Origin of the sequence: Acidiphilium sp. (assembly GCF_049977125.1) — a bacterium.
Lineage (GTDB): Bacteria > Pseudomonadota > Alphaproteobacteria > Acetobacterales > Acetobacteraceae > Acidiphilium.
Genome location: NZ_JBMFGY010000079.1, coordinates 1 through 14,748, shown reverse-complemented (window position 1 = coordinate 14,748; position 14,748 = coordinate 1). Strand labels below are relative to the sequence as shown.

The following is a 14,748-nucleotide window of genomic DNA, read 5'->3' as shown; positions in this document are numbered from 1 at the left end:
TATTTCGAACCGGACCGCAATCCTGCTCTCCCGACCGAGCGACGCTTCGGTCGGGGTCCACATTGTCATTTTGCCTTAGCCGACCATTCTTTTCATCCACCGAGACATCACTGTCTTTCTAACGAGACTTTCGATTAAGCGTTATGCCAACTCAGCGAGCAGCGACAACTGAGCTTCTCGCGGCTCCGCGTGATCGGTCAAAGCGATCGGATAATCGCCGCTGAAACAGGCATCACAAAAAGCCGGTGCCGATGCATCGCGCCCAGGGTGACCCAGAGCCCGGTACAGTCCGTCCATCGAAATGAATGCAAGGCTATCGACCCCGATCAGCTTCGCCATCTCGGCGACGCTGTTCCGCGCCGCGAGCAACTTGCCACGCTCTGGTGTATCAATACCGTAGAAACATGAATGCGTCGTCGGCGGGGACGAAATGCGCATATGCACCTCACGCGCCCCTGCGCCTCGAACCATCTCGACGATCTTCTGAGACGTCGTCCCCCGCACAATCGAATCGTCCACCAGAACGACCCGCCGGCCCTCGAGAATCGCTCGGTTAGCCGAATGCTTCAGCCGAACGCCCAAATGGCGGATCTGTTCGGTCGGCTCGATAAAGGTCCGCCCGACATAATGGTTCCGAATAATCCCCAACTCGAACGGCACGCCGCTTTGTTCGGCAAATCCCATCGCCGCCGGTACACCCGAATCCGGCACCGGAACGATCAAATCCGCCTCAACCGGCGCCTCGCGCGCAAGCTCCCGACCAATCCGCTTCCGTGCCGCATAGACCGAATGACCCTCAAGCACCGAATCGGGTCGTGCGAAATAAATATATTCGAACACACAGAACCGCGACTTGTGAATTGCAAACGGCTTCAGGCTGCGCACCCCGGTCCGATCGATCGCAACGATCTCGCCAGGTTCGATATCCCTGACGAACTCCGCTCCGACCATATCAAGCGCACAACTCTCCGAGGCCAAAACCCATCCGGGTCCGACACCGTCGGCTCCGTTGGTCTGACCTAGTATCAGCGGCCGCACCCCCAATGGATCGCGTGCACCAATGAGCAGGTCGTTGGTCAAGGCAACCAGAGAATATGCACCGATTACCTGCTTGAGCGCATCGATCAACCGGTCCAAGACCGTCGCATAGAGGCTGATCGCGATCAAATGCACCACCACTTCAGAGTCGGTGGTCGACTGGAACAAGCAACCTCGCCTCACCAACGCTCGTTTCAGCGTGTGCGCATTGGTCAAATTGCCGTTGTGCCCGACCGCAAAGCCGCCAAATTCGAATTCGGCGAACAATGGCTGCACATTGCGCAGTAGCGTCGCACCAGTGGTGGCGTATCGGTTATGCCCTACCGCGCGGGTTCCGGGCAGTCCGGCCATTACCTTGGTATCACCATAATTATCGCCCACTAGGCCAAGCCCCTTGTGGGCATGGAACCGAACGCCGTCGTGAGTGACGATCCCCGTCGCTTCTTGGCCACGATGCTGCAGGGCATGAAGGCCAAGTGCCGTTATCGCCGCCGCGTCGGTTACATTCCACGCCCCGATAACCCCGCATTCCTCGTGGAACTTGTCATCGTCAAAGGCGTTCATCGAAATCATCGGCTGGGTCACGCCGCCACATCCTTTACGACTTGAAGCTGTCATCTAAACTGCTCACCCATGCATGTCGAGCGCCGCTAAACATGGCCGAAACTACTGGCTGGTTGTGTCTGCACTGAGCGGCAGCGCCTGCGACGCCTTGGGTTTCTCACCAGAAGCGGGATTCGCCCCATGTTCCGGCACACGATCAATGTGGGGCTGATACGCGGCCGGCAATAACCCGACCAGAAACTTCGAACCGCTCTCGGCATAGGGCAACACCTTGGCATCACTGACTCCCGCGGGCCATTCCGTCGGTTGCAGGAAAATCGACAGCCCAATGTAGAGAAGACAAACAATGACCGCCCCCCGCACCAAACCGAAGGCAAGACCCAAGGTACGATCGATCCCTGACAGCACCGAGTCCCGCACCATCGAGCCGAGCCACGTGCTGATAATCGACAGTACCACCAGCACGACAATGAAAATCAACCCGATCGACAGCGGCAAGATCAACTTCGGTTGATGAATGAACCCCGCAAGCTGCAGCTCCACATCCGGATAATAGGCGAAGGCTGCAAACCCCGCACCAATCCATGCACCAACCCCCAGAACCTCGCGCACCAAACCGCGAGCGAGCGCCAATAGACCCGACAGCACGACGACGCCAAGTGCGATACCATCAACCCACGTCACGTGCCGCCCCCTTGACTGGACACACGACCAGCCGTCGCCGCGACCAGATCACTCAAATGGCCGTATTCTTCCAGCACCATTCCCTCCGGTGCCGCAAGACGTCGATGACCGCCTGCTACCCGGCGTGGCAGCACCGCTCGTCCGAAACCCAGTTTTGCAGCCTCCTTGAGACGTAGTTCAGCCTGCGCCACCTGTCGCAATTCACCCGACAAGCCGATTTCACCAAAAAATACTGTGCCGGGATCAGTCGGCACATCGGTCGCTGCCGAGACCAACGCTGCCGCCACAGCGAGATCCGCCGCAGGTTCCGATACGCGCAAACCGCCAGCAATATTCAAATAGACGTCATGCCCTGCAAGCTTCACCCCACATCGCGAATCCAACACAGCCATCAACATCGACAGGCGTCCAGAGTCCCAGCCGATCACGGAACGTCGCGCCGAACCTCCCGGATTAGACGATAGCAGCGCCTGCACCTCCATCAGCACCGGACGCGACCCCTCCAATCCAGCGAACACTGCGCTTCCCGCCACATTACCATGCCGTTCAGCCAGGAACAGGGCCGACGGATTGGCGACCTCGGCCAACCCTCGCCCGGTCATCTCGAACACGCCGATCTCATCGGTGGCACCGTAGCGGTTCTTGGCCCCCCGCAAGATCCGGAACTGGTGTCCTCGATCTCCTTCGAAATGCAGTACGACATCGACCATGTGCTCCATAACCCGCGGACCGGCCAGCGCACCCTCCTTCGTCACATGCCCGACCAGCATGAGCGCGAAGCCCCGCGACTTCGCCGCTCGTATCAGAGCAAACGCGTTGGACCGCACCTGCGCCACGGTTCCCGGCGCCGACTCAATCGTCTCATCCCAGATCGTCTGGATACTGTCGATCACCACGAGGCTCGCATCCGTCTCGGCCTCGAGCGCCGCTAGAATGTCGGCCAGCACGGTCGCTGCGGCCAAACTCACCGCCGCCCCCCGCAGGCCAAGACGCTCGGCCCGCAACCGTATCTGAGCCACCGATTCCTCGCCCGAAATATATAGTACTCGCTTGCCTGCACTCGCGAGACGCGCCGCGGCCTGCAACAACAACGTCGATTTGCCAATTCCCGGATCACCGCCGACCAGGATTGCCGAAGACTGAACCATGCCGCCGCCCAGCACACGGTCGAATTCCGCGATTCCGAGGGCAACCCGTTCGGGCAGCGGTGTATCACCGGCCAGTCCGACGAACTCAACGCCACGCCCCGTCGCGCGGCCAGGTCTACGGGCGCCTGCCCCGGGTAACGGCGTCTCGGCCTCCAACGTGTTCCAGGCACCGCATGCCTCGCAGCGCCCAGCCCATTTCGGCGCCACGGCTCCGCAAGCCGTGCATACGAATTGCGTCCCCGGACGCGCCACTCAGCACCCTGCCATGTGATGTGCTCGCATCGTCCTCAGGACGGCCGCCAGCCAAAATGCTGAAACAGGAACTGCCGCAACGCCAACAAGCCATCAGCCGACACGTCGAACGGTGCCACCGCCGCTGCCGCACCGACCACCGTCAGGCTGATCGCACTCGCCGCCGCCGCCGCCTGTAGCGCCGGAAACTCGATGGCACCAACCGCCGCCTGCCGCCACGTCGCGACTGTTGAAGGTGTGGTCAGATGTGGCAGAACCAGCATAAAATCGATTCGCGTCGCCGCCGCGACGGCGCGGAATGCCTGATCCAGCGGTAACGGCAATGGTGACGCGCCGCGTGCGATCGCGATCGCATGAACCGTTGGCAGGTCGGGAAACAGCGGATCCGCCACGACCTGACCCTCGTCGTCAACCACCCCCAACGTTGCGATCGCAACCCCACCTTCGGCCATCAGTGGGGCTGCGTCAGCCGGAATTTCTTCACCCGCCAACAAAACGGCATCAGCCTCACCCGCAGCGAAAGCTCGTGCGACAGCCGACGCGCCACGCAACCCGAACACCGGCGCGGTCGCTACACCGAGTCGCTGAAACGCGAGCAACGCTGCCAGATCAGGACTCTCCGGTGATACCGCGGCGAGCCTGATCGGCGCCGCATCAGCCAGACGCCGCAGCCCCCCCCGCACCACCAGAACTGCCGCATTCAACCCCGCCATCACCGGAATCCAATCGCCTGGCTGAAAATGCACACGCGGATCGCCGGTCAGAAACGCAATCACCGCCTCGCTCGGCAACATCGCGGCGGTTTGGCCATCGGGAACAACCAACGTCTGCAACCGGTTCGCCCCAGTCACACCATCCTGACCACCAACACTGCGCAACCCGATCGGCCGATTCGGCGATAACGAATGTCCCAAACCCTGACGCACCGCTCGCGCCCACCGATCGGTCTGGCCGCCGCGAGGGCCGCACACCAAAATATTATATGACGGTCCGGGCGCCTCGACTTGGCCCGCGACCACCATCGGGGTCTCGGCTACGCTTGATCGGAGCATCACCACCCCAACGCCGCAGCTCTGCAGAAAAATGCGCCGTCGCAGCGGGACGCGCATAACCAGATCCTAGTGACCGTAGCGGACGAGTGCTTCGAACGGCACATCGAGCCGATCCCGCCCATGGAGAGCCTCAAGCTCAATCAGAGCAACCGCCGCCGGCACCTCGGCTTTCACATTCTTCAAAAGGGCAATTCCCGCTGCCATAGTGCCGCCGGTCGCCAACAAATCATCGACGACGACGACACGCTGCCCAGGATTAACCGCATCAGCCTGGATTTCAATCCGATCAGAACCGTATTCCAACTGGTAGTCCAGTCCCACGGTCTTACCGGGTAGTTTTCCCGGTTTGCGCAACATAACAAACCCACATCCCAGCTTCAGCGCCAGAGGTGCCGCGAGCAGGAATCCCCGGCTTTCCACACCGGCCAACAGATCCGGGTGGTAGGCACGTACCACCCGTGCAAGCCGACCCATTGCGACCTGCCAAGCATCGGGGTTTCGCAGCAAGGTTGAAATGTCATAGAAAAGTATGCCCGGCTTGGGAAAATCAGGAATGCCGCGGATATGATCTTTGAGGTTCATATCGCCCCTATAGCCGAGGCTACGCGCACCGCAAACCAGACGTCCACCAAAGCGGTATGGACGATCAGCCAAGCCGCCATACCCGACATCGAAGGACTACCCGCAAAAGTGATCTCGTCAGGCATCGATGCATCAGATATAAACTTCAAAGTTGAAGGAAGAACCGAGTCGCATCGCAGAGTGATCCGGTCGGTTCCAGTCTGGTTTTATGCAGCGCAGGATGAAATTACGCATGGATCGTCGCTCATTACTTCGCCTTATCGGCGGTCTCGGCATGGCCACAGGTCTCGGCGGCGTCACGTCGGCCGTCGCGGAGGGCGCCATTGCGCCTCCAACGACCGACGGTGCCTTTGGCGTACGGAGCCTTGGCAAATCGACCGCCCCAGTAACCGTCTATGAATATTATTCAATGAATTGTCCACACTGCGCATTTTTCGGCATTAAGGTGCTACCCGAAATCATTCATAATTTTGTTAATACCGGCAAAATTTACTATGTCTTCAAGGATTTTCCGCTCAATGAAGATGCGGTGATGGCCGCCCAAGTTGCCCGGAGTCTTCCGGCACATGAGTATTTGGCTTTCATCTCGGAATTGTTCCGCACCCAGGATCAATGGGCTTTTGCCTCGAACCTGAAAACAAAACAAGATTATGAAAACGCCTTATTCCGCTATGCTGCCCTCGCTGGCATGGACCGCCAAGCATTCGATGCCGCGCTCGCCAATAAGAAGCTCGAAAAATTCATTCTCTCTGAGCTGAAGGTCGGCGAGGACAAATACCACATCGATGCAACCCCCAGTTTCGTCATCAACGGTCGTAAACGCGAGGGAGCCGTCGATTTCAAGCAATTCTCGCGTTGGATTGACGAGGCATAGGCTCCTTTGCCCGCACACTTCGCCCGCATTCGCATTGCCGGCTTCAAAAGTTTCGCCGACGTAACTTCTATTGAAATCTTCCCGGGTCTGACCGGTGTCGTCGGGCCCAATGGCTGCGGCAAATCCAATGTCGTCGACGCTCTGCGCTGGGCAATGGGTGAAGCCAGCGCAAAATCGATGCGTGGCGACGAGATGGACGATGTCATCTTTGCCGGCTCATTGTCGCGCCCCGCGCGAAACGCGGCCGAAGTGTCGATATGGTTGACCGAGACAGCCGGCTTGGCTCCGCTCCCATTTCAAGCCGAGGCAGAACTCCAGATCACCCGTAAGATCGAACGTGGCAGTGGCAGCACGTACCGGGTCAACGGCCGTGAAACACGTGCGCGCGATGTCGCCACGCTTTTCGCCGACCTGGCATCTGGTGCGCGAAATTCTGCGATGATCAGCCAGGGTCGCGTCTCCGCTCTCGTCAACGCTCGCCCCGATGAACGGCGCGCCATTTTAGAAGAGGCGGCTGGTATCACCGGTCTTCATGCGCGTCGCCACGAAGCCGAGATCAAGCTGCGGAGTGCCGAGCAGAATCTCACTCGCGCCGAGGATTTACGCTTGCAGCAGGAGGCCCGCCTTGCCGACCTCCATAAACAGGCGCGTCAAGCCAACCGCTACCGCAAAATCTCCGGCGCAATTCGCGATGCCGAGATCGAATATCTCGCCACTGAGCGCCATATCGCCGAAATCCGCCGGCGAGAAGCCCAAATCGCCCTTCAGTCCGCCCAGGCAGATGTCACAGCCGCGCAGATTGACTGTAATAGCGCCCACGCCAGCGAGCGTGATCTCACCGATATCGTTCCCGCCCTGCGCGGGAGGGAGAGCGAGTCACGCACCACACTCGAACGAGCCCGGATCCATTTCGAGCAGATTGAAGCCGAGGTCGGCCGGGTTCGAGCCGCTCGCGCCGAAGCCGAAGGGCGATTGGAAACCGTGATCCGCGATCTCCAGCATGCGGAACGCGCTGGTGTCGATGCCGAAGCGGCAAAATCACGCCTCCTCGAAGAGCAGACTTCCCTCGAAGCCGACCGCCTCTCCGCGCCATCACGACTAGCGGCCGCCACCATCGCGGCCGAACAAGCCGCTGCCGCTCTTCAGGCCGCAGAAGGCGCTGCGCAGACGGCGGCTGAAGCCACAGCACACTTCGCGGCGACTGAACAGGCAGTGAGGACGCGGCTGAAACTGGCGCGCGACAAGGTCAGCACGACCCGTGACCGTCTCACCCAGGCAACCACCGCCCATCAGCGAGCAGTCACGGAACTCGTAATCCCGGATCGATTGGCGAAACTCATCGCGGAGCGTGACCAAGCCGAAGCCCTTAGCGCAGCGATCGAAGCAGCACAGATCGAGCGGCAAACTGCGGTTGGAAATGCCGAAACCGCTCGAATCGAAGCCGCCGGCCACGCCGCAATGGTGCGTGCCGCCGCCCTGGACGCCGACGCTTCAATGACCCGCTTGCAAATCGAGGTTGATGCGCTCACCGCCCTCCTCGCCCAAGAATTTGGCCACGAGACCGATCCTGTTCTCGATCAACTCAAGGTTCCCGCTGGTCTGGAAACCGCCTTGGGGGCGGTGTTGCGTGACGATCTCGCTGCCAGCGTCCGTCCCGAGGCGGCGCGGCATTGGCGATGCCTGACACCAATTTCCACCCATTCCGCTCTGCCCTCCCTCGGTGCCCGTGTCGAGGCTCCCGACGCTCTGCGTCGCGCCCTCGACTACGTTCTGGTTCTCCCCGACGATGCTGATGGCGATTCGTTGCAACCCTCCCTCTGCCCTGGCCAAACCCTGGTTTCGACCACCGGATCGGTGTGGCGTTGGGATGGATTTGTCGCACGCGCCGGCGCCCCCAGCGAAGCCGGCATTCGCCTCGCCCAGCGCAACCGCCTTCACCGCCTGTCCGATGATCTCGCCGCAGCCACCCTAACAGCAACCCAGCGCACGAGAGACCGCGTTGCCGCCGAAGCCAACGAGCAAGCCGCCCGACAGGCTGAGGAATTCGCACGCAGTCAGCGTAAATCAACCGAAGCCCAGCTCGACCGCGCCCGCGCAACTGCGCGAAGCCTCGCCGAGGCCACCAGCCGCCTCACCGCCGAAGCTGAACGCAATGCAGCCCGTGAAGCCTCGGCCGCCGAATTGCGCACACGCCTCGAGGCTGAACATCTCGATGCCCTAGCTGCCCAGACCGCCGCTCAAGCCGAATTCGACGCCTTGGGCGACGTCGCAGCGATCAGCGCCCACCGCGACCATTCCCGCGCGGTCGTTGCGCAAGCCCGCAAAACCGACGCGAACGCGCGCCAAGACGTCCAACGCATGATCACCGACGCCGAACAACGTGACCGGCGCTTGGTGGTCATCGGGCGCGAAGCTGCCGACTGGGCCGAGCGCGCGCGGGATGCCCGCTTTCGTATCATCGATTTGACCGCCCGTTTGCACGATGCCCGCGTTGCACTCGCCTCGATCCCGTCCGATACCGATGCGATCGATGCACGCGATAAGTCTCGTCGCGCCCTCGAAGTTGCAAAAGCTGATCACAAGAATGCCACTGCGGCACTCAGTACCGGCGAACAACGGGTCCAGGCGGTCGCCGCCGGCGTTCGCCATGCCGAGCAACGGCTCGCAGCGTCACGCGAGGGCCTGATCAATGCCGAGGCCCTGATGCGCGAGGCAAATGTCGCCTGGGGCACCGTGGCTGAACGAATCCTCGAGCGACTTGGCGCCGAGCCGATATTACCGACCGTCGCCGACCCAACCACGCAAGCCGCCGAGCGCGCAAGGAAACGAATCGAACGCCTCACCCGTGAACGCGATGAGTTGGGCTTAGTCAATCTGCGTGCCGAAATCGAGGTGGCAGAAATCGAAACTAGACTCGCCGCGATCGAGGGCGACCGCGATGAAATCACGTCGGCTATCGTCAAATTGCGCAGCTCGATCGGTCATCTCAACCGCGAAGGTCGCGAGCGCCTTTCATCCGTGTTCACCGAAGTCGATCGTCATTTCCAGTCACTTTTTACCCGCATGTTCGGCGGCGGACGTGCTCATCTCGCCCTCACTGGCTCCGATGACCCTTTGGAGGCGGGGCTCGAAATCTTTGCCGAGCCCCCCGGTAAGAAACTTGCCACCTTGTCCCTGCTATCCGGTGGCGAGCAGGCGCTCACCGCCCTGTCGCTGATTTTTGCCGTTTTTCGGTGCAATCCTGCCCCTATCTCGGTGCTCGATGAGGTAGACGCCCCGCTCGACGATGCCAATGTCGACCGCTTTTGCACATTACTCGACGACATGGCCCGCGAAACCGGAACACGATTCCTGGTCGTCACCCATCATCACCTGACGATGGCGCGGATGGACCGACTTTATGGCGTTACCATGCAGGAACGCGGCATCTCCCGGGTTCTCTCGGTCGATCTCGGCACTGCAACCGCCATGGTGAAACAACCGAACGCCATTGCGGCTGAATAAGACATTTCATGATCGCGATATGTTGACTTAACCCGCCGGCACCGGTAGCAACCCCACGCTATCCTGCGGGATGGGCGTAGGGGTGTGACGATGGGTAACGATGGGGCTCCGGGACCGAAAGATCGAACCGATTTCGATCAACGTCTCGCCGCAGCGCGCCACCGAGCGGGGCTGGACAAGTCCAATTCCGTGGGTGAGCCGCAAGCTGAAGGTCGCAATTCGTTCAGTCTCGCGATGCGGCTGGGCGCTGAAATGGTGGCGGCCCTGGTGGTTGCTGTCGCGATTGGCTACGGGCTGGACCGGTTGTTTCACACGTCACCGTGGTTCATGATTGGGTTTGTTCCCATTGGGGCGATCGCGGGCTTTCGAAACGTGGTTCGCACAATGGGTACGACCCAAAAAGACTGATCGGAGGAGACGATGGCGCAAGAATCGGCGATCAATGCACTGGGGCAGTTCCAGTTGACCACCGGTTTCGGTCCGGTCGGTCGACTGATCGAATTTACCAATTCGAACGAGATGATGCTGCTGGCTGCGGCAATTATCACGGCGCTATTTGCGATGGCTCTGCGTCGGCGCGCGGTGATCCCCGGTCGCATGCAGGGACTGGTCGAGATGAGCTACGAATTCGTCCTGCAAATGGTCGATGACACGATCGGCCCGGAAGGCCGCCGGTTCTTCCCCTTCGTGTTCATGTTGTTCGCCTTTGTCCTGGTCGGAAATCTGCTTGGATTGTTTCCATATTTCTTTGCCTTCACCAGCCATATCGCCGTCACGGGCGCACTTGCGCTATTCGTGTTCCTGCTCTCGACGGGCGTCGGATTTTGGTACCACGGCCTTGGCTTCTTCAAATTTTTCTCGCCTCCTGGCGTTCCTGGCTGGCTGCTGCCGCTGCTGATCCCGATCGAAATCGTCTCATTCCTCTCCCGTCCCATCTCGCTGTCGGTTCGTCTGTTCGCAAATATCACGGCGGGCCATGTCATGTGGGAGGTTTTCGCCGGTTTCATGATCATGCTGGTCACCAGCCTCGGAGCCGTTGGCGTCGTCGCCGCCATCATCCCGCTCGGTCTCAACGTCGCCCTCACCGCGCTCGAGTTCCTGGTGGCATTTCTCCAAGCCTACGTGTTCGCCGTTCTCACCTGTCTTTATCTGCACGACGCCATCCACTTGCATTAACTCGGCGGATAATAACCCTCCATTGCCTTCACGTGGTCAGTTCGGCCATAAAACCAATCAACTCTGAAAGGATTTTGCCTCATGGCTATCGACACAGTTCTTCTTGCCCGTGATATCGGTGCCGGCCTCGCGACCATCGGCGTCGCCGGCGCTGGCGTTGGTATCGGCAACCTGTTCGGTGCGTTCGTCGGCGCAGTCGGTCGAAATCCCGCCGCCCGCGACAAAATGTTCCGTGACGTCCTGCTCGGCTTCGCGCTGACCGAAGCCGTCGCTTTGTATGCTCTGGTGATCGCGCTGATCATCCTGTTCGCTTGATTTGCCCGAACCGGGAACCATCCTTCATGCGCCGTCTCACGCTTGGCTTTACGAGTATCGTCCTTGCCTTGATGCCCTCCGCCGCAATGGCGGACGGCAAGTTGCCGCAGATGGATTTTGCCGATCCGTTGACCGGTGCTCAAGTCGTGTGGATGGCGGTCATCATGATCGTTCTCTACCTTCTGATGTCACGCTGGGGATTACCGCAGATCGGGGCGGTAATCGAAAAACGCGCAAACCAAATCGCCGTCGATCTGGATTCAGCACGTCAGGCAAAGGCTAAGGCTGAACACGCTGTTGCGGAACTCAATCTCGCGATCCGCAACGCTCGCGAAGCCAGCCAGAACGCCATCGCCGAGGCGATCAACGCCGCGAAGGCTCGTGCCCGGGAGCAGGCGGCCGAGCTCAACGCACGTCTTAATGCCCAGATCGAACAGGCAGAACACGAGATCGATGCCACTCGCGCCCAGGCGATTGCCTCATTGCCACCAGTCGCCCGGGAGGTAACCGTAAGCCTGATGCTTCGCCTGACCGGCGAGCATGTCGATCCCGCCAAAATCGACCGCACCCTTGCGACAATGACGGCCTGAAGGATCAGTATCGATGGTATTTGAAGCGCTTCAAGGCGTCCTCTGGACCAAGGGAACCTTTTGGGTCACCATCGCGGTCCTAATTTTTCTTGGCTTTTTTGGTCGCAAGTTGGTTGGTACTGTGATCTCGATGCTCGACCGACGCAGCAACGACATTCGACGGGAACTCGACGAAGCCGCGCGACTGCGCAGCGAGGCCGAGACCATGTTGAAAGACGCTGAAGCTCAACGCGCAGCCGCTATCGCACAGGCGCATGACATGCTTGCCCTTGCGACCCGTGAAGCCGAGCGTTTAGCTGCAGACCTACTGGCTGAAGCCCAGCTCGCCGCAAAACGCCGTGAGCAAATGGCCCAACAACGCATTGCCGCTGCCGAGAGCGCTGCCATTGCCGACGTGCGCAATGCCGCTGCTGCGCTGGCGGTGAAAGTCACGCAGCGAATCCTGGCTGATACGATCGATGCCAATCGCGATCAGGCCCTTATCGATCAGGCAATTAATGACTTGCCTGCATCTCTGCGTAAGCAGGCCGCCTGAACCGTCTTGGCTTGCGCCATGGCGCAAATGCGCTTCGGTTGATATAGCAGGGCTCTGGCGGTCTCTTCGTTCCACCCTCCACCGCCGCTTCATGAGGTTCTCCAATGGCTCGCCGCCGACAAATCTACGAGGGTAAAGCTAAAATCCTATTCGAAGGACCAGAACCCGGTACGCTGGTTCAGTATTTCAAAGATGACGCCACCGCCTTTAATGCACAAAAAAAGGGCATCATTACCGGTAAGGGTGTGCTGAACAACCGAATCAGCGAGTTCCTGATGCTGCGTCTCGCCGAAGTTGGCATCCCGACTCATTTCGTCCGTCGTCTCAATATGCGCGAACAATTGATCCGTGAGGTCGAAATCGTCCCGATCGAGGTTGTGGTGCGCAATATCGCCGCCGGCAGCATGAGCACACGCCTCGGAATCGCTGAAGGCACCCGACTGCCCCGAAGCATCATCGAATACTACTACAAAAATGATGCTTTGAATGATCCTATGGTTGCCGAGGAGCACATTACCGCATTCGGGTGGGCCAGCCCGCAGGACATGGACGACATCGTCCACCTTACGCTCCGAATCAATGATTTCCTCACCGGCCTGTTTCTCGGCGTCGGTATCATGCTGGTCGATTTCAAGGTCGAATTCGGTCGTCTATGGGAGAATGAAGACATGCGAATCGTCTTGGCCGATGAAATCAGCCCCGACAATTGCCGTCTCTGGGATACCAAGACCAATGAGAAAATGGACAAGGATCGCTTCCGCCGTGATCTTGGCCGCGTCGAGGAAGCCTATCAGGAGGTTGCCAAGCGCCTTGGTATCCTTCCTGAAGCTGGCGTCCGCGACATGAAGGGGCCGGAGTTGATGCAGTGAAGGCGGTCGTCACCGTCAAGCTCAAACCTGGAGTCCTCGACCCGCAGGGCAAGGCCATTGGCCACGCTCTTGAAGGCCTTGGTTTCACCGGCGTCACCGATGTCCGGGTCGGTAAGGTTATTGAGCTCGAATTGAGCGAAACCAACGCCGAGTCCGCACGTGAACAAGCGATAGCCATGGCGCATCGCCTCCTTGCCAACATCGTGATCGAGAGCTTCGAAGTCACCCTCGTTTGAACGAACGATTGTCCGCTGCCCTCCGGACACCCATAATCGGCTGATGCCCCCGCTGAACATCTACTAGCGTGCTCACGCGCACCATCAACGCCCTCGATCCGATCCTGCGGTTGATCAGCCGAGTCTATCACCGTTGGTATCGTCGACTTCGAATGGACCTATGGTTTCCGCAATTCCCGCTGGCAATCGCGGTCGGTGGCGCCGGTTCGTTCGCCCTTCTGCCGACGATTCGCCACTATGCCACGGAATATCTTCATCTTAACCTGCGTCATCTGTTCGACGCTCTGCACCCGATCTCGGGTCATGTTCCGCAGCTGATTCTGTCGGGAGTCCCGACCGTCGTTGTCGGTGTGCTTCAGATCCTCATCGCCATTGGCCTCCTCGGGCGATCGCGCATTGCCTGGTTGTCCGCGGTAGGTATGACCATCGCCCAATTGGCGTTAACCGTTCATCAGGCAGGCGGTTCGATCCTAACTGGCGAAACTCTTTACATCATAACCTTATTGGCGGCCCTGATCCTCGCCCGGGATGCATTTTCCCGATCATCACTGGCAGCCGGCACATTATTCGCACTGGCATCGGTCATCGTTCTGATCGTTTACGGAGTTTTGGGATCGTTTTTGCTCGGCTCCGGCTTTGCCCCACCGATCACCAATCTACCAGAAGCTCTCTATTTTGTTATCGTTACGATGTCCACGGTTGGTTACGGCGATATCCTCCCGAAGAGCAACGAAGCCCGCTTCTTCGTTGAATCCCTCATCGTCCTTGGTCTCACGGTATTCGCCACCGCCTTGACGGCGGTGATCGGCCCGATCTTGCAGAATCGAATTACCCAGACGATCGGACCCAGGAGACGTAAAATGAAACGAGTCAATCACTTTATCATTACCGGTCGCGGCGTGCTGGCGCGGAACACGTTACGTGAATTGCGCAAACGTGGCGCGTCGGTTCTCGTTATCATCGATGATGGCGACACCAGCTTCGGTGACACCGAGACCGTGGTCGGCGACCCGACCGAGCTTGACACGCTACGCGAAGCCGGTGGCGATCATGCCCGCGCCATCCTCGCGCTCTCCGACGATGATTCCGAAAACGCCTTCGTGATTCTTGCGGTCCGCGAACTCACGACCGACGCCAAAACCGTCGCTGCGGTTAGCACCCGCAAGAATCTTGAGCGCGTCCGCCGCGTTCACCCAGATATGATCCTCGCAGCCCCAGTATTTGGCGGCGAGGTTCTCGCCATGGCCCTGACCGAGGAAAAGATCGACGGCGATAAACTCCTCAGCCAACTCCTCGATGTCAGGCCCGCCACTCCCTGATCGCGCCCGA

Annotated in this window: 15 protein-coding genes; 10 read left to right on the top strand and 5 right to left on the bottom strand. The window is 59.7% G+C overall.

Annotated features, from left to right (window positions below):
• Positions 1–141 precede the first annotated feature (141 nt).
• The 5 genes from purF to ACP5E6_RS12175 form a co-directional block, all read right to left on the bottom strand.
• On the bottom strand, positions 142–1,611 hold the full coding sequence (gene purF, locus ACP5E6_RS12195; protein ID WP_427954511.1) for an amidophosphoribosyltransferase: 1,470 nt from the start codon (positions 1,609–1,611) through the stop codon (positions 142–144).
• Between the two features lie 93 nt (positions 1,612–1,704).
• Entirely contained in the window at positions 1,705–2,286 is a 582-nt protein-coding gene (locus ACP5E6_RS12190) for a CvpA family protein (RefSeq protein ID WP_427954510.1), read from the bottom strand.
• The gene (radA, locus tag ACP5E6_RS12185) at positions 2,283–3,686 is read right to left on the bottom strand and encodes a DNA repair protein RadA (protein ID WP_427954509.1); all 1,404 of its coding nucleotides are present in this window, start codon (positions 3,684–3,686) and stop codon (positions 2,283–2,285) included. Before radA ends, ACP5E6_RS12190 begins: the two co-directional genes overlap by 4 nt.
• A 35-nt stretch (positions 3,687–3,721) precedes the next feature.
• Positions 3,722–4,795: a hypothetical protein gene (locus ACP5E6_RS12180; RefSeq protein WP_427954508.1), complete on the bottom strand. Its 1,074-nt coding sequence runs from the start codon at positions 4,793–4,795 to the stop codon at positions 3,722–3,724.
• 9 nt (positions 4,796–4,804) lie between these two features.
• The gene (locus ACP5E6_RS12175) at positions 4,805–5,320 is read right to left on the bottom strand and encodes an adenine phosphoribosyltransferase (RefSeq protein ID WP_427954507.1); all 516 of its coding nucleotides are present in this window, start codon (positions 5,318–5,320) and stop codon (positions 4,805–4,807) included.
• A 220-nt stretch (positions 5,321–5,540) separates the two neighbouring features.
• On the opposite strand from ACP5E6_RS12175, the gene ACP5E6_RS12170 reads away from it, so the two are divergent.
• From ACP5E6_RS12170 to kch, 10 genes are all read left to right on the top strand, one after another.
• Positions 5,541–6,194, top strand: a complete 654-nt coding sequence (locus ACP5E6_RS12170) for a DsbA family protein (protein ID WP_427954506.1) — start codon at positions 5,541–5,543, stop codon at positions 6,192–6,194.
• Between the two features lie 6 nt (positions 6,195–6,200).
• Positions 6,201–9,698, top strand: a complete 3,498-nt coding sequence (gene smc / locus ACP5E6_RS12165) for a chromosome segregation protein SMC (RefSeq protein WP_427954505.1) — start codon at positions 6,201–6,203, stop codon at positions 9,696–9,698.
• A 90-nt stretch (positions 9,699–9,788) separates the two neighbouring features.
• A complete protein-coding gene (locus tag ACP5E6_RS12160) occupies positions 9,789–10,106 on the top strand; it encodes an AtpZ/AtpI family protein (RefSeq protein ID WP_427954504.1) in 318 nt (105 codons plus the stop codon).
• A 12-nt stretch (positions 10,107–10,118) separates the two neighbouring features.
• Positions 10,119–10,874: a F0F1 ATP synthase subunit A gene (locus tag ACP5E6_RS12155; protein ID WP_427954503.1), complete on the top strand. Its 756-nt coding sequence runs from the start codon at positions 10,119–10,121 to the stop codon at positions 10,872–10,874.
• Positions 10,875–10,955: 81 nt separating this feature from the next.
• Positions 10,956–11,189 (top strand): F0F1 ATP synthase subunit C, encoded by a 234-nt coding sequence (locus tag ACP5E6_RS12150; protein ID WP_427954502.1) that lies wholly within the window; start codon positions 10,956–10,958, stop codon positions 11,187–11,189.
• A gap of 26 nt (positions 11,190–11,215) precedes the next feature.
• Positions 11,216–11,779 carry a F0F1 ATP synthase subunit B gene (locus ACP5E6_RS12145; protein WP_427954501.1) on the top strand — a complete coding sequence of 188 codons (564 nt, stop codon included), beginning with the start codon at positions 11,216–11,218 and terminating at the stop codon, positions 11,777–11,779.
• Between the two features lie 13 nt (positions 11,780–11,792).
• Positions 11,793–12,314 carry a F0F1 ATP synthase subunit B gene (locus ACP5E6_RS12140; RefSeq protein ID WP_427954500.1) on the top strand — a complete coding sequence of 174 codons (522 nt, stop codon included), beginning with the start codon at positions 11,793–11,795 and terminating at the stop codon, positions 12,312–12,314.
• Between the two features lie 104 nt (positions 12,315–12,418).
• Positions 12,419–13,183 carry a phosphoribosylaminoimidazolesuccinocarboxamide synthase gene (gene purC / locus ACP5E6_RS12135; RefSeq protein ID WP_427954499.1) on the top strand — a complete coding sequence of 255 codons (765 nt, stop codon included), beginning with the start codon at positions 12,419–12,421 and terminating at the stop codon, positions 13,181–13,183.
• Positions 13,180–13,419 carry a phosphoribosylformylglycinamidine synthase subunit PurS gene (gene purS, locus ACP5E6_RS12130; protein WP_427954498.1) on the top strand — a complete coding sequence of 80 codons (240 nt, stop codon included), beginning with the start codon at positions 13,180–13,182 and terminating at the stop codon, positions 13,417–13,419. The genes purC and purS overlap by 4 nt, the downstream gene beginning before the upstream one ends.
• Positions 13,420–13,487: 68 nt before the next feature.
• Positions 13,488–14,738: a voltage-gated potassium channel protein gene (kch, locus tag ACP5E6_RS12125; RefSeq protein WP_427954497.1), complete on the top strand. Its 1,251-nt coding sequence runs from the start codon at positions 13,488–13,490 to the stop codon at positions 14,736–14,738.
• Positions 14,739–14,748 lie beyond the last annotated feature (10 nt).

Excerpts from the sequence above, each read along its gene's own strand:
- ACP5E6_RS12175 (WP_427954507.1), bottom strand. The coding sequence starts at position 5,320 with ATGAACCTCAAAGATCATATCCGCGGCATTCCTGATTTTCCCAAGCCG.
- ACP5E6_RS12170 (WP_427954506.1), top strand. The coding sequence starts at position 5,541 with ATGAAATTACGCATGGATCGTCGCTCATTACTTCGCCTTATCGGCGGT.
- ACP5E6_RS12155 (WP_427954503.1), top strand. The coding sequence starts at position 10,119 with ATGGCGCAAGAATCGGCGATCAATGCACTGGGGCAGTTCCAGTTGACC.
- ACP5E6_RS12160 (WP_427954504.1), top strand. The coding sequence starts at position 9,789 with ATGGGTAACGATGGGGCTCCGGGACCGAAAGATCGAACCGATTTCGAT.
- ACP5E6_RS12150 (WP_427954502.1), top strand. The coding sequence starts at position 10,956 with ATGGCTATCGACACAGTTCTTCTTGCCCGTGATATCGGTGCCGGCCTC.
- ACP5E6_RS12140 (WP_427954500.1), top strand. The coding sequence starts at position 11,793 with ATGGTATTTGAAGCGCTTCAAGGCGTCCTCTGGACCAAGGGAACCTTT.
- ACP5E6_RS12145 (WP_427954501.1), top strand. The coding sequence starts at position 11,216 with ATGCGCCGTCTCACGCTTGGCTTTACGAGTATCGTCCTTGCCTTGATG.
- ACP5E6_RS12180 (WP_427954508.1), bottom strand. The coding sequence starts at position 4,795 with ATGCGCGTCCCGCTGCGACGGCGCATTTTTCTGCAGAGCTGCGGCGTT.
- purF (WP_427954511.1), bottom strand. The coding sequence starts at position 1,611 with ATGATTTCGATGAACGCCTTTGACGATGACAAGTTCCACGAGGAATGC.
- purC (WP_427954499.1), top strand. The coding sequence starts at position 12,419 with ATGGCTCGCCGCCGACAAATCTACGAGGGTAAAGCTAAAATCCTATTC.